The sequence below is a fragment of the Lysinibacillus sp. BPa_S21 genome (assembly GCF_023337795.1).
GTDB lineage: Bacteria > Bacillota > Bacilli > Bacillales_A > Planococcaceae > Lysinibacillus.
In genome coordinates, this window is the sequence record NZ_JALIRS010000005.1 from 65638 (window position 1) to 88703 (window position 23066).

22 protein-coding genes are annotated in these 23066 nt (G+C 38.7%); 6 read left to right on the top strand and 16 right to left on the bottom strand.

Annotated elements, in window-relative coordinates; all coding sequences use genetic code 11:
- Positions 1 to 84: 84 nt before the first annotated feature.
- From cmk to prsW, 5 genes are all read right to left on the bottom strand, one after another.
- On the bottom strand, positions 85 to 759 hold the full coding sequence (gene cmk, locus MOK21_RS11805) for a (d)CMP kinase (protein WP_249074156.1): 675 nt from the start codon (positions 757 to 759) through the stop codon (positions 85 to 87).
- Positions 760 to 994: 235 nt separating this feature from the next.
- On the bottom strand, positions 995 to 1654 hold the full coding sequence (locus MOK21_RS11810; RefSeq protein ID WP_249074157.1) for a flagellar brake protein: 660 nt from the start codon (positions 1652 to 1654) through the stop codon (positions 995 to 997).
- Positions 1655 to 1738: 84 nt separating this feature from the next.
- Entirely contained in the window at positions 1739 to 3022 is a 1284-nt protein-coding gene (locus MOK21_RS11815) for a PepSY1/2 domain-containing protein (RefSeq protein ID WP_249074158.1), read from the bottom strand.
- A gap of 15 nt (positions 3023 to 3037) precedes the next feature.
- Positions 3038 to 3859 carry a spore cortex-lytic enzyme gene (sleB, locus tag MOK21_RS11820; protein ID WP_249074159.1) on the bottom strand — a complete coding sequence of 274 codons (822 nt, stop codon included), beginning with the start codon at positions 3857 to 3859 and terminating at the stop codon, positions 3038 to 3040.
- Positions 3860 to 4194: 335 nt separating this feature from the next.
- A complete protein-coding gene (prsW, locus tag MOK21_RS11825; RefSeq protein ID WP_249074160.1) occupies positions 4195 to 4869 on the bottom strand; it encodes a glutamic-type intramembrane protease PrsW in 675 nt (224 codons plus the stop codon).
- A 353-nt stretch (positions 4870 to 5222) separates the two neighbouring features.
- Here prsW and MOK21_RS11830 point away from each other — a divergent pair, with 353 nt between their 5' ends.
- Positions 5223 to 6191: an asparaginase gene (locus tag MOK21_RS11830; protein ID WP_249074161.1), complete on the top strand. Its 969-nt coding sequence runs from the start codon at positions 5223 to 5225 to the stop codon at positions 6189 to 6191.
- 28 nt (positions 6192 to 6219) lie between these two features.
- On the opposite strand, the gene MOK21_RS11835 is transcribed toward MOK21_RS11830, so the two are convergent.
- The 7 genes from MOK21_RS11835 to MOK21_RS11865 form a co-directional block, all read right to left on the bottom strand.
- Complete coding sequence (locus tag MOK21_RS11835; protein WP_249074162.1) at positions 6220 to 7761, bottom strand: aminotransferase class V-fold PLP-dependent enzyme; 1542 nt, start codon at positions 7759 to 7761, stop codon at positions 6220 to 6222.
- A gap of 4 nt (positions 7762 to 7765) precedes the next feature.
- Complete coding sequence (locus MOK21_RS11840; RefSeq protein WP_249074163.1) at positions 7766 to 8326, bottom strand: glycerol-3-phosphate acyltransferase; 561 nt, start codon at positions 8324 to 8326, stop codon at positions 7766 to 7768.
- 561 nt (positions 8327 to 8887) lie between these two features.
- Positions 8888 to 9853 carry a YpdA family putative bacillithiol disulfide reductase gene (locus MOK21_RS11845; RefSeq protein WP_249074164.1) on the bottom strand — a complete coding sequence of 322 codons (966 nt, stop codon included), beginning with the start codon at positions 9851 to 9853 and terminating at the stop codon, positions 8888 to 8890.
- Positions 9854 to 9955: 102 nt separating this feature from the next.
- On the bottom strand, positions 9956 to 10711 hold the full coding sequence (locus MOK21_RS11850) for a metallophosphoesterase (protein ID WP_249074165.1): 756 nt from the start codon (positions 10709 to 10711) through the stop codon (positions 9956 to 9958).
- 160 nt (positions 10712 to 10871) lie between these two features.
- On the bottom strand, positions 10872 to 11687 hold the full coding sequence (locus MOK21_RS11855; RefSeq protein WP_249074166.1) for a LysM peptidoglycan-binding domain-containing protein: 816 nt from the start codon (positions 11685 to 11687) through the stop codon (positions 10872 to 10874).
- A gap of 285 nt (positions 11688 to 11972) precedes the next feature.
- Complete coding sequence (locus MOK21_RS11860; RefSeq protein WP_249074167.1) at positions 11973 to 13415, bottom strand: RecQ family ATP-dependent DNA helicase; 1443 nt, start codon at positions 13413 to 13415, stop codon at positions 11973 to 11975.
- Positions 13416 to 14444, bottom strand: a complete 1029-nt coding sequence (locus tag MOK21_RS11865) for a YpbB family protein (RefSeq protein ID WP_249074168.1) — start codon at positions 14442 to 14444, stop codon at positions 13416 to 13418.
- Between the two features lie 107 nt (positions 14445 to 14551).
- On the opposite strand from MOK21_RS11865, the gene MOK21_RS11870 reads away from it, so the two are divergent.
- The 3 genes from MOK21_RS11870 (at position 14552) to MOK21_RS11880 (ending at position 16623) form a co-directional block, all read left to right on the top strand.
- The gene (locus tag MOK21_RS11870) at positions 14552 to 14800 is read left to right on the top strand and encodes a ferredoxin (RefSeq protein WP_053482601.1); all 249 of its coding nucleotides are present in this window, start codon (positions 14552 to 14554) and stop codon (positions 14798 to 14800) included.
- Between the two features lie 527 nt (positions 14801 to 15327).
- Positions 15328 to 15594 (top strand): hypothetical protein, encoded by a 267-nt coding sequence (locus MOK21_RS11875; RefSeq protein ID WP_249074169.1) that lies wholly within the window; start codon positions 15328 to 15330, stop codon positions 15592 to 15594.
- 246 nt (positions 15595 to 15840) lie between these two features.
- Positions 15841 to 16623, top strand: a complete 783-nt coding sequence (locus tag MOK21_RS11880; RefSeq protein ID WP_249074170.1) for an enoyl-ACP reductase FabI — start codon at positions 15841 to 15843, stop codon at positions 16621 to 16623.
- A gap of 59 nt (positions 16624 to 16682) precedes the next feature.
- Here MOK21_RS11880 and MOK21_RS11885 read toward each other — a convergent pair whose 3' ends face one another.
- Positions 16683 to 17324, bottom strand: a complete 642-nt coding sequence (locus MOK21_RS11885; RefSeq protein WP_249074171.1) for a peptidylprolyl isomerase — start codon at positions 17322 to 17324, stop codon at positions 16683 to 16685.
- A gap of 131 nt (positions 17325 to 17455) precedes the next feature.
- A complete protein-coding gene (locus tag MOK21_RS11890; RefSeq protein ID WP_249074172.1) occupies positions 17456 to 18658 on the bottom strand; it encodes an MFS transporter in 1203 nt (400 codons plus the stop codon).
- 296 nt (positions 18659 to 18954) lie between these two features.
- Here MOK21_RS11890 and MOK21_RS11895 point away from each other — a divergent pair, with 296 nt between their 5' ends.
- Both MOK21_RS11895 and MOK21_RS11900 read left to right on the top strand, forming a co-directional pair.
- Entirely contained in the window at positions 18955 to 19779 is an 825-nt protein-coding gene (locus MOK21_RS11895; RefSeq protein WP_249074173.1) for a methyl-accepting chemotaxis protein, read from the top strand.
- Between the two features lie 17 nt (positions 19780 to 19796).
- Complete coding sequence (locus MOK21_RS11900; protein ID WP_249074174.1) at positions 19797 to 20348, top strand: GNAT family N-acetyltransferase; 552 nt, start codon at positions 19797 to 19799, stop codon at positions 20346 to 20348.
- 52 nt (positions 20349 to 20400) lie between these two features.
- Here the strand turns inward: MOK21_RS11900 and MOK21_RS11905 are convergent, their stop codons facing one another.
- Together MOK21_RS11905 and MOK21_RS11910 are read right to left on the bottom strand one after the other, a co-directional pair.
- Entirely contained in the window at positions 20401 to 21966 is a 1566-nt protein-coding gene (locus MOK21_RS11905; RefSeq protein ID WP_249074175.1) for a flotillin lipid rafts scaffold protein FloT, read from the bottom strand.
- 15 nt (positions 21967 to 21981) lie between these two features.
- On the bottom strand, positions 21982 to 22512 hold the full coding sequence (locus MOK21_RS11910) for an NfeD family membrane protein (RefSeq protein WP_249074176.1): 531 nt from the start codon (positions 22510 to 22512) through the stop codon (positions 21982 to 21984).
- Positions 22513 to 23066: the final 554 nt, after the last annotated feature.

A 23066-nucleotide genomic window follows, 5' to 3' on the forward strand; every position in this document is an offset into this window, starting at 1 on the left:
TCTTCCCTTACTATTTTATTCGAAATTGAAGACAAAGACAAAAATAAATCCTTTAAATTCAAAAAATGTCTGAAATTTTCGGATTTATACCATTTTTTCTTGCGCTAATTTTAAAATGGCCTGTGCTGCTTCATCAATTGATAATGCTGTTGTGTCTAAAAAGATGGCATCTTCAGCTTGAATTAGTGGCGATGCTTCACGCTCGCTATCCATTTTATCGCGCAGGGCAATTTCTTCTTGCAGTTTTTCAATGGACGATTCAATTCCTCGTTTTTGATTGTCCATAAAACGACGTCTTGCTCTCTCTTCTACAGTTGCAGACATAAAGATTTTTAGTTCTGCATCCTTTAATACATGCGTAGCAATATCGCGCCCGTCCATAACAACACTACCATTAGCCGCAAGCTTTTGTTGCTGAGCTACTAATAGTTCACGTACTTTAGCGTGTGCCGCTACTTGTGAAACAGATGAAGTTACCTCATTAGATCGAATTTCTGCCGACACGTTCTTCCCTTCTAAAAAGACTAGTTGTCCCTCAGAAGAAGGCTTTAATTCAATTGTGGTAGATGCTAGCATTTCTGCTAATTTAGTCTCATCATCTAAATGTATGTTTTGTTGCATTGCTTTATACGTCACAGCACGATACATAGCACCTGTGTCGATATAAGTAAATCCAAGTGCCTCTGCAACAATTTTCGCGATGGTGCTTTTCCCAGCACCAGCCGGTCCATCGATTGCAATTTGAATATTTTTCTTCATAGTTTCCCCTACTTTCTTTCACACCATATTGTATCATAAAAAAGCCCTCTTTAAGCAGAGGGCTTTCTCAAATGAAAATTACTACTCGATTTAAAGGTGTGTAAACTCCCCGCAAAATTCCATGGCATCTTCCAATCAGTTGGGAAGGCATCTGCCAGATGTGCTAGACCAACATGATGTTGGTCGATCAGTCCCAATTATTTCGGTGCGTGTTTGGACACCCGTAAAAGAAGTATCAAGCATCAAAAGGATTTATTTCTTTACGACGATTCACTAACTGACGTTCGAAGCAAAAACGAACAATATGCTGTTGGTCTACATCATCAGTATCAGTTAATTGAATAGTTGCCATTTTTTTGTCATCTTTTTCAAATATACGAACAACCATCGCATCCGTGACCACGTATTTTACATCCCCATTGGCAAATGGTAAAACGATTGTTAACTGAACCGCATTGCCTTCTTGAAAAGCAACTGTCCCGTTCAACATAACTGCCAAACCACCTGCGCTAATGTCCGATGTTACAAGCTGATATTTGAAATCCTTAAATTGAACAGCGACATCCACAGGCGTTTCCACACGTACATATTCACGACGTTGAATTTTGATAAAGTCATCTGCCTTTGGACAATGCAACATAATCATAGGTATATTACCAGCTTTACGTCCGATTACTTCAGTATTGAAAGCAAATGATTGCTTATCCTCCGTGCGAAAAGTCGCTCTAAACTCAGAACCATCTATTAAAAAAGCTGTTTTCTTTGTAGCAACATTTATTGGGTAATCGATGTAAAGAATATTTTCTTTTTGTTCTACAACTTTACAGCGGAATTTTTCAACACGCTCCGTATAAGCTGGTTCAAGTTCTAATTGCGTACCAATTTTTATTTCCATGAGCATCTCCCCGAACACAAATATAGATTTATTATCGCACGAGATGCCCATTTTGGCTAGATAAATTGGTAGTTTCTTCTTATATTAAGTTAAATATTCCACCTTTAAAACGTTATGGTTTTCAGCATCAATAACAATTCTAAATGTTTCTTGCGTGTTTTTATCACGGACTGCGATGACTTCATAGCAAAGACGTTGTTCAAATTGTCCGTTATCAGTATAAATATTTTTTACTTCTTGTACTTTCACATCGTCATCGAAGAAAGTTTGCCAATCAATTGGTTTTGCAGTTTGTGGTTTAATCGTCTCAGCTTGAATATATTCCATCGCATTTGCACCAAGTAACTCGCCTGTGTCCTTAGCAAGCTTTAATTGCACCCCATCTGCATAAATTAATGCATTATCGCCAGGGTGAACACGTGCAAATGTCACATGCCATGCTTGATGGTTTTCACGTGATTCCACAAATGCAACATCATTCATGCCAAGTCGTTTTACATATTCTTCAGCTTTTTTCATAATTTCATCTTGTGATAATCTTGCTTCATCTACTGGACGTTCTACTAAATAGGATATTAAATGCCCGCCTTTTTCTGTTAGATCGACATATCCTAAACGAATATCTTGGTGGAATTGGATGTGATAGAACGGATATGGTGCAGTATCGCTACTTTTCGTAACAGTAAATGTTGCATCTTTTATGATAGGGAATAATTGTTTTACTTTTTCCAATGCTTCTTTTTCAGTAATAACTGAATCTTGTAATGCTTTAAGTTCTATTTTTTTCTGCCAATCCGATTCACTCAATGTAAGTGGGAAGTCTTTTTCGCTGTAATCCTTTAATGTCTTTTGTACATGATCAAAAGTTGTATTTGGGTTTTTAGTATCAACTTGTCTTAACCAGACATCCATCTTACCGTTGTTTTTATAAAAATCTACTGTTGCTGCTGACCATTCATCTGATAGGGCTTGTAAATTTGTAGAGACTTGTGGCATTTTTTCTCGCCAAGCTTGGTAATCACCTGTTTTAGACGTTTTCTTTGCCTCATCCCCTAAACGCCCTAAGTAGCTTAACCAGTCGTTTGACATTTCCTGTCCGATAGGAATATTCGACATAGAAGATCGAACGTCAGAGCTTAGTCGCCAAACAGAATCTAACTCATTGTGAATGGCGTTGTCATCCCGAAACAATAGCGATTGTGAAACAGCTCTTTGTAGATGCGATAATTTTTCAGATGCATCTGTTAAGTTATCTGTGTACTGAGCGAGTACAGTACGTTGTAAACTTGTATTTTTTCCGTGCATATTAATGCTATATGCTCCTAAACCAATAACTGCTGCAGTGAGTATAACGAGCATCGTTCTCATTTTTTTCCTCCTTTCTTATGAACAGAAAATGTGTTCTCCAATTCGTTTTATTTGAGGTCTTGACCAAATCCACTTACTTGTAGCTGTTTTCGGGTTAAAATAATAAAGTGCATTTTCTGAAGGATCCCATCCATTCATAGCATCAAGAACTGCTTCTTTTGCACGTTCATTTGGTTCAAGCCAAATTTGTCCATCTGCCACCGCAGTAAATGCTAACGGTTGGAAGATAATACCTGAAATAGTGTTAGGGAATTCAGGACTTTCCAAACGATTTAAAATAACAGCCGCTACAGCCACTTGACCTTCATAAGGCTCTCCCCTAGCTTCACCAAAAACCGCATTCGCCATTAGTTGTACATCTCTGTCAGTATACTTTGGAGGTACTTGAGTTTTAGTTCCATTATTATTACTACTTCCACTACTTTTACCTCCGCCACCACCGCCGCCTGTGTTTGTTTTCACTTGCTGTTCAAGTGGCATGCCGCCATAATAGGTAAATTGATTGCCTGCATTTAATTGGGCTTTTACCCATCCTTCATCATAATCTGAATAACCTGATAACGTTTTTTTCGTTTTAGCACCGGCTATTCCATCCACGGGTAAACCATATTTCTCTTGGAAATTTCGTAAAGCCCAATATGTGTTATAGCCAAATTTGCCATCAATTTTACTTTTATAAAATCCTAAGTATTGTAGCCTTGCCTGAAGCTCAATTACATCATCCCCATAAGCACCCCGAGAAATTTGTTGCTCGGTAAATGCAATGGCGTCATTTTGCGGAATAGCGAATATACTAATCCCCAACATCAAAGCAAAAATCATGCTTACTAAACGCACTATCATCACTCCTTTTTTCATAGCTTGAAACAAACGACTCATTTTATACATATCAATTTTACCTCGGCAAAATTGCGTCCAGAATCGGCTTTGTGCTTATGCTGCACGAGGGCCAACACGATGTCGGTCATTTCGGTAATGCCACAGGACGTGGCGTTTGTTTTTACCGATGCAGGTCAGTTAGCTGTTATCGCAAGGATGCGATGATTTAAAGGCTAACATCCTCTGTAAACTCCTTTCATCTCACACCTATAGAGGTTGAAGGTTTCTGTAGCTGACTCTTTGCTTTCGCTACAAAATAAAAAGCGCAGAAATCTTTTTTAGATTTCTACGCTTTATATTTTTTTATGCATATGCAAATGTTGTACAAGGTGATAATGAGCAAGCTTTACTTTTCGTAGCCCAAACCACCACAAAAATAGCATAAAAGGGATCATTAAATAGACCCAATAGCCTTTAAACGATAAAATTGTGTTATATAAAATGTGTAATACTACCGGTGCACAAAACGCCATAGCAATCATTTCTTTCGTCTTTGCAAGCTTTGAAAACTTGGCACGTCCATAATAATAGCCCATTACAACTCCGAACAAAGCATGACTTGATACAGGTAATAAGGCACGCATAAATGCAGTATCCAAACCGAAAGAAAATAAATAAAGCACATTTTCTATCGTAGCAAAACCAAGAGATATACTTGCACCATATAGTATGCCATCATAAGGATCATCGAATTCTACATGATTGTAGATTGCGATTAAAAGAACAAACCATTTAAAAAACTCTTCAACTACACTAGAAAAAACTACATCTTGTAGATAAAGATATCGAAAGACCCCTTCCTCCGTTAGTACATATTGTAAGAACAAGATCGGGAACGTTAAAAATGCACCATACAAAAACGTTTGAAGTAAGGTTCTTCTTGGCTCCGTTGCCATCTGATTGCGCAAATAAAAGTAACTAAAAAGCGCTAGACCGGGAGCAATGGCAGCTGATAATAAAATGATCATGATGCCGGCTCCTTTCAAAAATCATTTTCACCTTGACAATATTATGTTAAGATTTTAAAATTCGTGACATCCTTCTACTGCCTTAATCCAACAATCTTTTCTCGCACGTAAGCGAAACGTCAGCACATATCGTTGGCATTTTCTTAGGATGTATAATTTTCTATGCTAAGTTTATCTCTTTGTACCAATTATTGGACACTTCTATAATAATATATTTCCGAATATCTCAGGTGGAAAACTTCTGTGACATCAAACTTTCGTTTTCGACAAAAAAATATCTGTTATACGAAGATAAACTGCTATTATTATACCATGATATGACATAAAACTTTTTAAAAGGAGATAATATTTTTATGAAAAAAACAATTTTATTAATTCATACAGGTGGAACCATTTCTATGGCGATGAGTGATGAAGGTGCCGTTATGCCAAACAAGGAAAATCCTCTAATGCAAGAGAGCAGCAAACTTGATGCACTGGCAACAATTATGGAAATGGAGGCTTTTAATCTCCCATCACCGCATATTACTCAAAAAGAAATGCTTGCATTACGAAACCTTATTATTGAAAAGGTTGCAGAGGAAAAAATAGATGGCGTTGTCATCACCCATGGTACTGATACATTAGAGGAAACAGCTTATTTTTTAGAGTTAACAACTGATTTATCAATTCCTATTGTATTAACAGGTGCAATGCGTTCCTCAAACGAACTTGGTGCAGACGGGGTTTATAATTTAGTAGAAGCCGTCCGTGTAGCTGTGGATGATGAAGCGCGTGAAAAAGGTGTGCTTGTTGTTATGAATGACGAGGTCCACCTTGCTGTTAACACGACAAAAACAAGCACTAGTTCAGTAAACACCTTCCAGTCACCTCAATATGGCCCAATCGGACTTATTACAAAATCTAGAATATTATTTCATCATGCCCCTATCCGCCGTCAATATGTAGATGTTGATGGATTATCAAAACGAGTAGCCATGCTGAAAGTCTATGCTGGTATGGAAGTTGACTTACTTGATGTAGTACTCGCATGTAAATATGATGGCGTTGTGTTAGAAGGTCTAGGACAAGGTAACGTCCCTCCATCAGTTGTTAAAGGTATTGAAAGTCTTATAGAGCGCGGTATTCCTGTTATACTTGTATCCCGTTGTTTTAATGGGATCGCAGAAGGTGTTTACGGCTATGTTGGCGGAGGCAAAATGCTCGAAGACTTAGGCGCTATATTTGCCACTGGTATTAATGGTCAAAAAGCGCGTTTAAAATTATTAATTGGGCTCAACAAAGTCGGTACTCCTCTAGATTTAAAGGAATTTTTCATGTAAGGCTAATGTATTCATTAGTCACTTAAGGTTATGCATCAATAATTTGCTTATAATATTTCAAGATTATCTGTAAATGCTTGATTGCGATCTCAAAATCTGGCTGAATAACAGATAGCTGTATGAAATTTCTTTGACGTAAGTATTGGCTATCCGCATGAACATAATAACCATTTAAATTTAAATCTCTCTGTAGATTTGCCAAAGCCTCAGGCAGTTGTAACGTGATTAGCATCGGATACTGTCTAGTTGAAACTTGATAGTCCATAAATGGTAGCTGCAGCAATGTTTCAAAACGTTGTTGTAGCTGACCATATCTTTCTGGATATGCCTGTAAAGCTGTAGTCACATTTGCAACAAGTACGGCTGGTAATGTAAACGGAATCGATCCTTGCTGGTAATTCCCTAAATCTAAATACGCAGGTAATGTTGAAGAAGATTTCACCAGATTTTGCGAAAAAACAAAAGCCAAGCCACTAAGTGCACCAATAGCTTTTCCACTCACCGCAGTCGCTAAATAACAATCTTTTAAAGAAAATGGCATTGCTCCAAAGGAACTGATGCAATCCATGCAAAGCTTTATATTATATCGCTTAGTAAGCTGTACAATTTCCTTTATATCATTACAAGTACCAGTCGATGTTTCCCCATGTACGACAAGAAGCCATTGATACGTTCTTTTTTGTAAATAAGCGTCTAACTTATTTGAATCAAACGGTCTTCCCCAATCTTGCTCCATTACATCAAAATCCAATGCCCATCTCTCTGCTTGCTTTCGAAGACGCTCTCCGAATTCACCATTTGTTAATAGTAGTCCACGTCCTAATTGTTGAGCCTTTAATTGCCCAAGCATAACTTCATTCGCCAATGTTCCAGTTCCCACAATGGTAGCTACATGCTCCGCTCCAGATAGTTGAAGTAACTTATTTCTCATTTGTTCAAGTAATGATTGAAAGCCTAATGAACGATGAGAAAGCTCAGAAAACATAATTGGTTCGCACTGTTTCACCGGGCCAGGATAAAATGTATGACACTCCTTCGCCAGTCTTTGCTGCAAAGACCTTTCAAACTGCTGTCTCGTTAATACCATTGGTAAAAATAAAGCATCCTCTGTCCCTGTAGCAGGCGCAAATTGGGTAAACCCCATTTGCTTATATAGTTTCTCTTCACGGGTAGTACCTGAAATAACAGCTGCCGAATAACCTTTTTCATATGCAAAAGCAGTTAGGGCCTGAGTCAATTTCAGCAATACTCTTCCTGTTCGATATGCCTTCTTAACGGCAAGCAATCTAACTTCACATAGCTTAGTTCCAATCTCTTTTGATAAATACTGCTCAACCTTTCCTATCTTTTCATCAATTGAAAACGGCCTTTGATCTCTAAATGCCAGCATACCTATAAGTTCTATTCCTTTATAAACAACAATATATGTATTCTCATGATGAAAACGATCTACTTTTTTTCTTTCGGAGTTTGGTTTATGCTGCGGAATTTCTTCGACAAAGGTTTCGTAATTTAATCGCGCAATCTCCTCAAACTCTGCTTCTGTATGCGCAATTTTGCACCAATACATTTCTTCACTTCCTTCTCTCTAATGACTCTTTAATATTTGACATATGCTTCATAAGCATAAAAATAATTGCTACTAGTAACGGAATATATAAAGATAATTTATCTGTATACATAATCGCTCCAACATATAATAGAAAGCCACCTAGCATACTAAGTGTTAAACTTCTAGTGATACTTAGTGTAATAGCTGTCCCTACAACCATCATTAAAAATAAGCTCGGGGATAATGCCAGACCCACACCTATAAAAGTTGCTACCCCTTTTCCCCCATTAAACTTTAACCAAAACGGAAACAGATGACCAAGGATGCACAAACTAGCGCCTAAAATAATTTCCCATTCTTCGAAATGCATAAAACGCCCTGCACCAACAATGAGCGCACCTTTTAAAGAATCCCCTAAAAAAGTCCATAGAAAAGCATCTTTCCCAATCACACTACCAGCATTTCTAGCCCCTAAGTTTTTACTTCTTTCTTCCTGTAAATTAACACCATAAACTTTTCCAACGACATAAGCCGTCATAAAGTTTCCTGTCATGTAACTTAGTACCCAATAAAAACCAAGCATTTCTTTCACACCTTTTTATCAGCTTCGATTAGAGAAATTATGTCTGATTATCCTAACGTAAGGTTAATTTCCGTTCCGGGCGGGTCTTTCATTTTGAGCGTCGGATGAGACATATGATTTTCTTTTCGTCACTTCAGCTCTTCTTTCCGTCACTTCGGCTCTTTCATCCATCGCTCCGCTCTCTATCCGCCACTTTGACTCTTTCATCCTTCACTTCGACTCTTCCATCCGTCGCTCTGGCTCTTCTTTCCGTCACTTTGACTCTTCCATCCGTCGCTCCGCTCTTTATCCGTCACTTCGACTCTTCCATCCGTCGCTCTGGCTCTTTTTTCCGTCACTTTGACTCTTTCATCCGTCGCTCTGGCCCTTCTTTCCGTCGCATCGCTCTTTATCCGTCACTTCGGCTCTTCTTTCCATCACTTTAACTCTTCCATCCGTCGTTCTAGCTCTTCTTTCCGTCACTTCGGCTCTTCCATCCGTCGCTCCGCTCTCTATCCGCCACTTTGACTCTTCTTTCCAGAAAAAAGCTGTATAAGCAACATGCCTATACAGCTCCTCTTGCTATTTTCCTCTTTCCGCAATTGTCTTTGCAATACAATCGCCATGGAAACGGCCATTTTCAATAAATATTTCATTGGCATTATTCCCTGCTGCAATCACTCCTGCAATGAATAATCCTTCTACATTCGTTTCCATCGTTTCTGCATTAAAGAATGGACGACCCGTTTCATAATCAATAGAAACACCCATTGCACGAATAAAAGAATGATCTGGATGATAGCCTGTCATTGCAAAAACAAAATCATTTTTTATCGTTTTCTTACTACCATCAATTTCGATTACGGCCTCATGCTCACGGATTTCCAATATATTTGTATTGAAATGCATTTGGACTTCTTCATTTCGTACTACTCCTTCAAATTCTGGTAAAACCCATGGCTTGATGCTAGGTGAATACTCACTCCCACGATAGACAACCGTAACGCGAGCACCAGCCTTATTCAATTCAAGTGCCGCATCCACTGCCGAATTTTTCCCACCTATTACAAGAACATCAGTATCAAAAAATTCATGCCCCTCTTTAAAGTAATGGAATACTTTCGGTAATTTCTCACCTGGGATGTTTAAATAATTTGGATGGTCATAGTAACCCGTTGCAATCACAACATAAGGTGTTGTATAGACTTCTTTATCTGTCGTTACTGTAAACAATGCTCCATTTTTTACAACGCTATTTACTTTCTCGAAGCGGTTTACTTGAATATCATTTAATCGCACAACTTCTCGATAATAAACTAGGGCTTGATTTCGTTTCGGTTTACGACCTTCAATAATAAAAGGCACATCACCTATAGCCAGTCGTTCACTCGTACTAAAAAAAGTTTGATGTGTAGGGTAATTGTAAATCGCATTTACGATATTTCCTTTTTCAATGACAATTGGCTTTAATCCAATATTTTGCAAGGCTATTGCTGCCGCTAAACCACATGGGCCTCCTCCAACAATAATTGCATCTACTTGCTGCATTTCTTGACACTCCTATCAACTTTGAATCAGCATTTTGCTAATACTTTACTTTTAATAATCGGACTCGCTTCCATTATACGCCTTCTACCGCGTTTTGGTTGTTTATTTATCCGAAATTTCAATGTCTATAATATGACATTGTGGTCTCGCACCAAGTCGGAAAGGTAATAATGTTGTACCATAGCCATTACTCACTAAGGTCATCACACCCTCACGCTCCCGATAAGAGCCGTTAGGATGCACACCATATGGACCCAGTCTAATTTGACCACCGTGTAAATGGCCACCAATCATTAAATCTGCTCTATATTTCGCACGGACTCTTGCAAAAACACCTGGATTATGTGAGATGAAAACAACTAAGTCCTTCTCTCCTACCTTTGCGAACGCTTCATCAAAGCTATATTTCCTTGTAGATGTATCTTCAATTGCATTTAGCCAAAAACGGTTTTTTTTAGGTAGTAATACAGCATCATTGGCGATAATTTGAACACCATGTTCCTGTAAAATATTTCTTAATCGCTCTTCACCGACTTCTCTGTCATTATTACCCCATACAAAATAAGTTGGTCCTAGAGGAGTTAATAATTTTAGGTTGTCATGAATACGTTGAATAGGTGTGCGTCCATCAGCAAAATCTCCACCGATAATAACAGCATCAAAATGACCATCTAACTGCTCAATCATCTGGCGGTTAATGCTGCGTAAATGTGTATCCGAAATAAAAAAAAGTCGGATCTTTTCCTGTTCACCCTTTAATAACAATTGATGATGTAAAACATTATTTTCATGTGCCACCTTCAACATATAAAGCAGGAACGCGATGACTACTAAAATAAATAGTCCAATATAAATCATTCCCTCACATCTCCTTACGAAAGTAAAAAGGCGATTCATACTAATGAAGAATCGCCTTTTCACTAAATCAGACGTACGCCTCGACCATATTTGGTGTTGACGTTTGTCCTTTATTTTATACTAGAAAAACATCATTACCAAAGAATGACACAAGCTTTTCTTACGGTAACTTAATTACTTGCCCAACCTGTACAGTATTAGAAGACATACCGTTTGCTGCACGAATTTTCGCTAGTGTTGCTTCGCTGCCATCGCCGTAGTGGTTCAATGCAATCCGATATAGATTTTCATTTGCTTTTACAGTATGGGAACTCGCTTTTGCCGCTTGTTTGGCTTCTTCTGCTTTACGAGCTTCTTCAGCTTTGCGTGCTTGCTCAGCTTTTCGCGCTTCCTCGGCCTTTCGTGCTTGTTCTGCATTTCTAGCCTCTTGCGCTTTTTTATTCGCTTCTGCTTGCGCTATTCTAGCTTGCTCAGCTTTTTTAGCTTCCTCGGCCTTTCTAGCTTCTTCGGCCTTCTTGGCTTCTTCTGCTTTCTTGGCTGCTTCTGCCTTTTTCGCTTCCTCAGAAGCCTTCTGCTCAGCTGCTAATTTCTCAGCATTTTTTTTAGATTTTTCCTTTGTTTTGTCTGCTTTATCGTCTTCTTTCTTTTTGTCAACTGACACAGGTACCTTATCTTTATTCCCTGACTTATCAATTTCTACCATTTGCTCCGAAGATTTTTTTTCAGCATCTTCCATTGTTGTTCCAGGTTCATAGAAATTTAAAAAATAAACTAATATCGATAATGGAATTAAGATAAAAATGACAAAGAGAATCGTCATTAATGGCGGTTTTCGTTTTGTTTTTTTGGACTTTTTATTGTCATTTCCATTTTTCTTCATTCTTGAAACTCTAGATAAAGCTTCCTGTTCTTTTTGTTCTTCTTCAAAAGATTGACGATGTTCTTCGATTTTATCGCGATAATCTTCTTTACTCATTCGCCGTTCCTCCAACCTTACTACGCTTTCTATGATTCTATTATGACGAATTTTGCGAAAAAAGTAAATGACCGTAAGTTATAGTCTAAAAAGGACACATCACCATAACGTGGGGTTGATTGCTATTCCAACTGGTTGTTTTCTGGGGTAATCGATGAGCTGCTTCAGAACGAAAGACTTCGTTCTTTTGAAAACACTTCATTTGTCAGTACTTTTCCCTAGTAACTCCTCAGTTTTCCCACGCTAATCAACTAATCAATGAAAACTCTTTCGGTGGATGAACCTCTAACAACCCAATAAGAGTTGCTTTAGGCGACTTTCCCATGGAATCATTTCTATTTTCTTCTCTTCCTTCAAGCGTACCTTATTGATTTCATCATAATGGATTCCACAATTTTCACAACAGTTTTCTGGTTTTTTCAGCAATTTTTGCCCAAAATACCCGACTAGCTGTTTGCGGATACAGTCTTTTGTCTGAGTCATTTTATACATTTTATCGACAGCACGATATTTTTCCAGTGCCAAATGATTTAAACGCACTTTAACTTGTTCCATCGTTTCTTGTTGCAGCCAGTAATCAAGGACACGAAAAGCGGTCTCACTTAACTCTCCATTTTTCAACATTTGTGAAGGATGCACTTGTTGATTTAGTAGTTCCTGATAACGATCCACATGCCCAGCTGTTGGCAAATCGCCTGTTACAACAAATTTCGCAAGTTCTTCGTCACCATCACTATAAAGTAAAATTGCGAGAGCCGGTTGACCGTCACGACCTGCACGGCCAAGTTCCTGCATATAATTTTCTACATTAGCAGGCATCGTTTCGTGGATGACCTGACGAATATCTGGCTTATTGATGCCCATACCAAAAGCATTCGTGGCCACAATCCAGTCGAGTTCCCCATCAATAAACTGTTGCTGTATAAACTGGCGGTCCTCAGCACCATAACCTGCATGATAAGCTGCTGTTCGTATACCAGCCTGTATAAGCGCTTCACTATATTGTTCAGCACGTTTCCGCGAGGACATATATAATATACCCGGTCCTGCCGTCTCTTTAACATGCTGCAAAATCCAGTGAACTTTATCTGCCTTATCCTCAAATACGACACGCCCAAGATGAATATTCGGCCGATCCACATTGTACAAAAACTCAAATGGTGTATCTAGCGACAATGTATCTCGAATATCATTGACTACTTTATTCGTCGCTGTCGCTGATAACGCTAAAACTGGTGGACGATTTACTTGTGAAAACCATTGTCCAATTCGTAAATAATCTGGTCGAAAATCAAAGCCCCACTGAGAAATACAATGTGCCTCATCCACTACGATAAGACCTAGCTGCATTTGTGAAAGCTTGTCTTGAACTTGTTGCTGTAAAAGCATCTCTGGTGACGTAAAAATAAAACGATACTGCTCTAAAAAATGTAAAACATATCGTTTTTCACTTACGGTTAAAAATGAATTTAAGGCAACTACCCTCTTTTCACCAAAGCGTTTTAGCTCCTCAACCTGATCCTGCATTAGAGACAGCAAAGGAGAAACAATTAAAACTGGTTTCTGCAAGATATATCCTGGTAGCTGATAACAAAGTGATTTTCCCATTCCTGTTGGTAATAGAGCAATAACATCTTTTTCTTCAAAAATTGCTTCGATGACCTCTTTTTGGCCTGGACGAAATGTTGTATAGCCAAAATACTTTGCTAACGTTTGTTCAAGTTCCATCTACACTTCTCCTTTCGCAAGGACAAGCCTTAGCTGGAAATAACTCATACCTTCAACTACTTCATGCAATGTTTTCAATTTTTTAGTTTGATAGTGTTTCGATGCCTGCCAAACTTTTTCCGCTTCTTCATAAGAGACGAATGGACCAATCGAAAAGTTCGGTTCATTCATGGCTAATTCCACCAAATGATCCTCTATTGTACTTTGTTTTAGTTTCCTTATTTGCACAATCTGTTCAATTGAATAGCCCTGCTCATATAAATGTGCTGTTTGTTGCGCTGAATCAGTTAGTAATGCTTTTACTCTTAATCCTTCCGCAACTTCACCAAGTAACGGGTAATCATTTGTCTGATGAACTTCATTTAATAACGTATGTAGCAATTCTATAAACGCCAATTGACAATCTAAAACGGTTTCCTTACGTTCACTCGCAAGCTGCTGCCAAGTCCAGCCCGGTAAACTATGACCACTCAGTCGATAGAGAACGAGCTGTTTATTGGCCTCTGATAAGGGTAACACAGCGAGCACGCGTTCACATTCCTCCAATAATCGCTGCTGTATATGTCCATCTTGATAGTTATGCTCTACTAAAAAAGTGCGGACCCAAGACTGAATAGCTGTATCCCTACTAATGGGAGAAAAAGTACGAACTCCTGCGCTTTGATAGGACAAACTTTGGACAATTAAAGAGAACCTAGCAAAAAACACATGCTCATTTCCCCTATAGTGCCATCCGTCAAATAAAAAATCAGAAGTCTGATCCGCTCGTTGTAAACCTAGCTTTTTCATGGAATAGTGACCAGATTCTTGCATTATTAACCAACTATACTGCAAAAACGTAGAAACGGCTTCATCAAATGTCTTTCTAGGCAATTTAGGTAAAAGACCGAAATAATTATGTAACTGAAATAGGCCTATGTCTTGTATAGTCTGACCAGAACGCTTTCCTCTTAATACATGATAAGCTGCAGAAATCGTTCGTTCGTTATTTAGTTTTTGAAAGATTTGCAATAAAATTTGATGAAACATAGACGCAAATTCCTCCAATTTAATAGTATTTATGTTGAAATGTAAGATAAACATCTTTAAAATGAGTATGAAGCTTTATAGGAACATGTAAAAGGAGAGAATGAAAAATGGCTAAATTCACAATAGTTGATAAAGATACATGCATCGCTTGTGGCGCTTGCGGAGCCGCAGCACCAGATATTTATGATTATGATGATGAAGGTATTGCCTTCGTTATTTTAGATGATAACATGGGAACTGCTGAAGTTCCAGAAGATCTACTAGAAGACATGCAAGACGCTTTCGAAGGATGCCCAACTGACTCAATCAAAGTGGCGGATGAGACTTTCGATGGCGACTCATTAAAATTCGAATAGTTTTAGTATCTTTAAAGGCATCCATAACTGGGTGCCTTTATTTTTTCCCCTCGTTACAAACGCCCAAATTAGATTACATGGTTAATACCCCTAGGATAAATATAATTTGGGCTCATCATCAAAAGTTGTGGATGACTTTTGTTAAAACGTATACTATGAAAAAAGTTGATTGGAGTGGAGACTGGGCGACTCCTTGGGGATTAGCGATAGGGGAACGAAGGCTAAAACCATCACATCCTGTGATAACGCCTTCGTGACCAACCTCGGTGCTGCTGCCGCTTCGCTTTCGCGCAAAAGACATCTGTTGGCCCGAGACTCTGGAGCGAGCAAAGCGAGTGAAGCGGGAAGGGAACGAAGGCTAAAGGCATCACGTCCTGTGATAACGCCTTCATGACCAACCTCGGTGCTGCTGCCGCTTCGCTTTCGCGCAAAAGACATCTGTTGGCCCGAGACTCTGGAGCGAGCAAAGCGAGTGAAGCGGGAAGGGAACGAAGGCTAAAGGCATCACGTCCTGTGATAACGCCTTCATGACCAACATCGTGTTGCCCCGACGCCCCCAGGAAGCTCTGCTCTGCGCGAAAGCGAAGCGGCAGCGGCAATGTTTTATCTGTGCGAAAGCGAAGCGACAGCTACAAATGTTTTCTGTAGCGAAAGCAAAGCGGCAGCTACAAATGTTTTCTGTAGCGAAAGCAAAGCGGCAGCTACAAATGTTTTCTGTAGCGAAAGCAAAGCAGCAGCTACAAAGCGCCCAGTCGGAACGGAAATCAACCATACGTTTTGGTGATGATCCATAATTTAGTTTAATAGATTCGTATAGATTCTTGCTTATACCATATTAATCCATTAAATAATCTTGCAGCAAAAATGTAAATAACCCCACCAGATTCGTCTCTAACATAGCAGAGATGAATTTTTTTGTACTTTCCAACCTAAAGTTGGTCATTCTTTTCATCTTGTTATTGCAACCATTTTTTATGTATGATAAGATTTTAGTAGTTGGTACTAATAACAGATATTATTTCATAAAGGGGTTCTTATAGATGATGGATAATTTATTACAATTAAAAGATAAGAATATTGTCGTAATGGGCGTGGCAAACGATCGAAGTATTGCATGGGGTATCGCAAAACGATTATTTGACGTAGGCGCAAATGTTATTTTCACATATCGTCAAGAACGTTCATTAAAAAAATTACAAAAGCAATTAGAAAATATCGGACAATCTGATTCACTTATCGTACAATGCGATGTCAACAGCGACGAAAGTACAAAAGCAGCTTTCGATGAAATCGGTACAAAAGTAGGCATTATCCACGGAATCGTGCACTCAGTAGCCTTCGCCAATGCAGAAGACTTACACAATCGATTCTTAGAAACAACTCGTGACGGCTATGCATTTGCACAAGATACTAGCGCCTATTCCTTAATTTCGGCAGCAAAGGCTGCACATCCTTATATGACTGAGGGCGGTTCTATCGTAACAATGAGTTACTTAGGAGCAGAGCGTGTGCTAGATGGCTACAATGTAATGGGTGTAGCGAAAGCAGCATTAGAGGCATCTATGCGCTATCTTGCTGCAGATGTTGGTAAAGATAATATTCGTGTTAATGCTATTTCAGCTGGAGCGATTCGTACACTTGCTGCAAAAGGAGTGCCTTCCTTCAATACAATTTTACACAAAATCGAAGAAACAGCTCCATTAAAACGTAATGTTCAACAAGATGAAGTGGCAGATATGACAATCGTGATGCTTTCTCACCTATCACGTGGTGTAACAGGCGAAACGATTTACATCGACGCTGGCTACAATATTATGGGTTAATAGAAAGAAGCATGGAGGATCATTAAATGATCTTTCATGCTTCTTTGTTTCATATTCTGTTATTTAAGTACCTTTGGGGCTGGATAATCAAAGCCCTTTGTATCGACTTCTACCTTTTTCATTTGCTGATCTTTTAATGGTTTATCTGCACTATCACGTTCAGCAGCAGCGATAGCATCTACTGTTTCCATCCCCTCGATCACTTTTCCGAAGGCAGCATAATCGCCATCAAGATGTGATGCTTCCTTTACCATAATGAAAAATTGAGAACCAGCAGAATTTGGATCGTCTGAACGGGCCATCGAAATGACGCCACGTTCATGCTTCAAATCATTTTTAAAACCATTTTTCGAAAATTCACCTTCTATCGAATAGTCTGGCCCACCTGTACCATTACCTGAAGGATCTCCACCTTGAATCATAAAATCAGGGATAACTCGATGGAAAATAAGACCATCATAAAAACCTTTTTTAGCTAAGGAAATAAAATTAGCTACCGTATTTGGCGCTGTAGAAGGTTCTAATTCGATGACGATTTTTTTATCATTGTTCATCGTAATCGTCACAATTGGATTTTCCTTCACTTTTGATGAATAATCCTCATTTTTTTCACTTTCTTTAGAGGCCTTACAACCTGTCAAAATTAAAACTACCGCTAACAAAGCGAAGACAAAAGAAAATCCTTTATTACGTGCGAACATACTTTTTCAACTCCTCTTGATAATTACCTCCACATTATATTATCAGATAGTTTACGACAAATCATTTTTATGAAAGTTGATAAAACTGTGCCTCAATAAACGACCTCTTAAGGATGCGAACAAGATTGCTTTTACCCCGCTGCAATGCGTTGTTTAGCAATAATCCCCTTTAATAAAAATGATAATAAACATGCAACGACTAAAAATACTGCAATCATACCAATAACGCCTCCCCAGCCATAATGCATCCAGAATACCCCTCCAACCGTTCCTCCAACGCTTGAACCAAAATAATAGAAAAATAAATAGAGAGAAGAGGCTTGTGCTTTATCATGAGTGGCTCGTTTACTAACCCAGCCACTAGCAATCGAGTGTGCTGCAAAGAAGCCAAATGTAAAAATGATAATCCCTAAAATTTTTAAAGTAAGTAACCCATTTAATGTAATAATTGCCCCTGCAAACATGATTGTAATGGACAATAACAGCATCTTTTGACGACCGTATTGATCAGCCAGACTCCCGAACCAAGCGGAGCTAAAAGTACCTACTAAGTAAATCACAAAAATCCACCCAACAATCGTTGCACTTAAATTATAAGGTGGTTCCATTAATTTGAAGCCAATGTAGTTATAAAGAGTTACAAAGCTGCCCATTAATACAAAGCTAATGCCAAAGAGACAAAGCATGGATGGATCCTTTAGATGTTGCCAAAGAGATGTTGCCAAGGCTTTAATCTGTAAAGGACGTGCTGTAAAATGCTTGGAGTTAGGGAGCATCCAAATAAATAATAGACTAATTATAAGACTGATAATACCTAGTACAACCATCCCTACTTGCCAATTGTAAACATCCGTTAATGTACCTATAATAACTCGACCACTTAGTCCACCTACCGAATTTCCACTTATGTATAAGCCCATTGCAATACCTAAACTAGATGGATTCATTTCCTCCCCTAAATAAGCCATCGCAATGGCTGGTAATCCCGCAAAAACAACGCCCTGTATAACACGCAACACTAATATCGTTTCAAAATTAGGAGAAAAGGCAAGTGCAAGCGTAATAATAGATGCCGAAAAAATAGAAATGGTCATCAAGGATTTCCTGCCCCACGCCTCCGACAATGAGCCAACAATAATCATACTGACAGATAACGCAAAGGTTGTTACAGAAAGCGTTAAACTCGCAATTGCAGGCGATACATGAAACTCCTTAGCATAGGTTGGTAATAAAGGCTGTGTCACATATAAATTAGCGAAGGTAATAAAACCCGCTAAAAATAAAGCCCAATTTGCTTTATAAAACGCCTTAGTCCCTTTTTGAATGTAATCCATTTGTCTCTCTCCTTAACGTACTTCCAATGTTACTATTATTCTAATACAATAATCTTCAAAACTCACGATTGTTTGTCAAAAAATAGACAAATTTATCTCTAGTTTTTTCTTTTGTGCATAATTTCATTTGACACTCTACACGTGACTAAAGCCATATATTCTTCATAAAAACTTAGTTTTTATCTATTTTGAGTTGGCAAATATTGTGTTACAGTGAAAGTAATCATCTAGCAATCATTGGTAAATAAGCTCCGATGACTAAACTATTTTCAATGCATAGATTTGGAGGAATTTTTATGAAGATTATTGAAGCTTTAGCCCTTTCAGCACCCTATATCCACCTTGCATTAAAGGAAGAAGCCATCGTGGCTGTCGTCGAGAAGGAAAGTGAAACAGTTGTAAAATACTTAGCTGGAAAACGTGTAGATTCAGGCTATCTAGATGGACAAAAAGTAAATGCTAATGACCAAAATGTTTTCATTGCCTTTAATGGGAAAAACGCTGATGTCGTTATACCAGAGGATATATACGGAGTTGCTATCAATGCATTTTCGTTCCCAATCCGTGAAAATGGTAAAGTTGTAGGTGCTCTAGCTTTTGGATTGCCAATCGACAATGAGCTTAAACTCGAGGATTATATGAGCACAATGGATCACATAGTAAATAGCCTACAGGATAAAGTACATACGATTGCTTCTCATTCAGAGGAATTAGCAGCAACGAGTGAGGAAATTAACAAACAAGCACAGCACGCCCTTGAAGATTCAGAGAAAACAAATGACGTAACAGATTTAATAAAGAACATTTCTCGCCAAACAAATTTACTTGGCTTAAATGCATCTATCGAGGCTGCTCGCGCGGGGCAGCATGGCGCTGGCTTTAACATCGTGGCGCAAGAAGTTAGAAAGCTCTCTTTTGAAACATCTAGCGCTACTGAAAACATTGAAGCATCCCTACGAAATATCAATAGAAACCTTGAAAACCTTAAGCAAAATATGGGGCAAATTAATGATGCAACAAACGAACAGGCCCAGCTAGTTCAAGATTTCAGTGAAATTATCGAGGAGTTAACAGTTCTCAGTCATGAAATGAAAGGCTTTATGCATGATGCCTTAAAATAATAAAGAGGTGAAGTACATTGCACATTCCTATTAACCCTGAATTATCCTTACGTACTATCGAATTAGAAGATGCTAATGCTATTTTTGCCTTAACAGATGCATCACGAGCACATTTACGTGAATGGTTGCCTTGGCTGGACTTCACAAAAGAAGTAGCAGATACAACAACATATATAGAAGGCTGTCTAAAAGGACACGAAGCTAAAAGCAGCCTCTCTCTTGCCATCATTTTTCGAAATGAAATAGTCGGTATTGCTGGCTTTAATACGATCAATCATAGCAATAAAATTGCAGCGATTGGCTATTGGCTTAGTGAAGGAGCCCAAGGACATGGTATTATGACAAAGACAGTACAGGCATTGTTACAATATGCTTTTGAGGATTTACAGCTCAATAAGGTCGAAATTCGTGCTGCTGTGGGTAATACCAAAAGCTGTGCAATCCCTGAGCGACTTGGCTTTACAAAAGAAGAAACGATTCGTGCAGCAGAATGGCTTTATGATCATTATGTCGACCATGTTGCTTACGGTATACTCGCTAATGAATGGTATCAAATCAAGAAAAAATAGAAGCTTCTAAAAACAGCCGCCCGATATCAGAAATATCAGGCGGCTTCTTTTTTTACTTTTGTTCAACTGTTTCTTTTATTTCGTCTTGTGTTTCATTAGTAGTAGCTGGCACTTGCTTTCCTAAGCCTACTGCTATTTGCTCTAACTCAGGGCGCAATGTATGTTTCCCTGCATAGCTTTCAATTAGTTCTTTAACGTCAATCCCCGAAGTTTCCTTTAATGATTCCTGTAACGTTGACATTAAGTTAGTTGCGTAGGCAGTTACTTTATTGGCACCGCCGCTTCCTTCCCCACTTCCAGTATCAACAACAGTAATCTTATCAATATTGCCAAGTGGACTCGCAAGCTCTTTCGCATATTCTGGCATCATACGTACAATCATATCAAGGACAGCTGCTTGACCGTAGTATTCAAAGGCTTCCGCAATTTTACGTTTTGCCTCGGCTTCTGCTAGACCGCGAAGGCGAATAATATCAGCATCTGTTTCCCCTTTTGCACGCTCTGCATCCGCTTTCGCAAGACCGTCCAAACGAATTTTCTCTGCTTCAGCCTGCGCTAATGATTCGATACGGTATTTCTCCGCATCTGCCTGCGCTAGTTCACGCATTTTGGCAGCCACTGCATTTTGCTCAACAGCGTAACGATCCGCATCAGCCTTTTTCTTAACTTCTGAATCGTATTGCTTCTCACGACGTAAAATCTCTTTTTCTTCTAACTCAATTTGCTTTTGACGTTCAATAATGCGAATTTGCATTTCTTGTTCAGTCACTTCCTGCTTCGCACGAGCCGTTTCAAGTTCATATGCTTGGTCAGCACGGGCCTTAGCGATGTCTTGCTCACGACGGAATTCTGCTACCTTTAATTGATTTTCTTTTTCAGCTTCTGCAATTTCTGTCGCGCGTTCAAGCTCAGCCTTTTGAGCTTCTTTCGATGCTTCAGCACGCTTAATACGTGTTTCCTTTTCAGCATCTGCAGTTGCAATATCCGCATCACGTTTAACCTGTGCAATACGTGGCTTACCAAGCGATTCTAAGTAGCCGTTTTTATCGCGGACATCTTTAATCGTAAAGGAAACGATTGTCAGACCCATCTTCGCCAAATCCTGAGATGCAACACGTTGCACTTCCTGAGAGAACTTATCACGATTTTTATAAATTTCCTCAACCGTCATCGAACCTAAAATGGAACGTAAATGACCTTCTAATACTTCGCGTGCCTCATTTTCACGCTCATCCTTTTGCTTCCCTAAAAATTGCTCTGCTGCCGTTGCAATTTCAGATATGGAGCCACCAATTTTAATGATTGCTGTACCATCGGCCATAACCGGCACACCTTGTTCCGTATATACTTCAGGTGTTGTTACATCAAGCTTACTTGACAATAAGCTTAATGGCTGTGCTTGCTGGAAAATTGGGAATACGAATGTACCGCCACCACGTATAATTTTTATCCGATTTCCTGACTCATCTTTATGTACATTTTTTGAGCCAAGATAGCTACCTGTCACAATCAATGCTTCATCAGGACCAGCTGTACGATACTTCGTCACATACAGTCCAACTAGTGCGATTAAAACAAATGCTACAATTCCTATAACAATTAAAATTTCCGTTGACATATAAATATCGCTCCTTTAGATAAATTTTTTATCATAAGATCTCACAAACAGTGTTCCTTCCTTTACTTCTACAACAAGTACCGTCGAATCGTAATCGATAGCCTCATTGTCATAACCTGTCGCTCGCTTCGATATCATACCGCTAGTCGTTTCAATAACTACCTCTCCAAAACCATCTGTCGGGATTGGGACAATAACCTTTCCTAGCTGGCCACCAAGCGATTCTTCCGTATAAGCTAAAGAAACATCGGCCGATCGTAGTGGAACAAGAACAAATAAATAAAATAGGGCACTTAAAATAGCTCCGATGATACAAGCAGCAACAATATTCCAAACGCTAGGGAAGAAGGCTAATTTCTCTAATATAAACCCTGTTGCTGACATCAATGTAATGAAAGATAGAATGACACTTGGATTAAAAATCGGTAGCCCCTCTCCAATGCCCTCGACAGCATCACTAAAAAGCGTGAATAAAAGAGTAGCAAGCCCCCCAAATATTAATCCCACTAAAAAGATGTGCTCGAGTGAATAGCCAAATAGCGTCAAGTTGTTCACCCCTTTTCAATGTATTACCTACTATACGGATGCAGCCCACAAAAAGTTTCGTAATCTTTAGCGTTTTCTCAATTTTCTGTCGCTAGATTTTGAAATAGTTAATCTCTTATAGTATCAATGTCCTCCGGAAACCGAACCAGATTATACCAAAAAGATAATAGCAATTTAGGACATCTTGCATGTGGCTTACCGCTCATACATGTATCCCTATCAACATTAATTTCCTTTCCAACCGAAAGCTTTGTAGCTTCGCTTTGGTACAGTTCCTTAGCAAATTGAGTCAGGGACAGGTTTTGACATGAATCACCCACAAACACTATAGTTAGAAATCAAACAATGCTTGGAAATAATATCAAATATCAACAACCACCCTATACAATTCAGAACTTGTTTCAGGTAAAACGTATAAGCAACATAATTCTATTTGCATATAGTATCAATGTATTAGTTTCAAAATATTATAGGAAGGGTGTGCATTGTGAAGAAAGAAAATAATAATTTAATAAGGTTCAAGTTCAAGTTTAAATCAAATCCAAGTTGCCGAT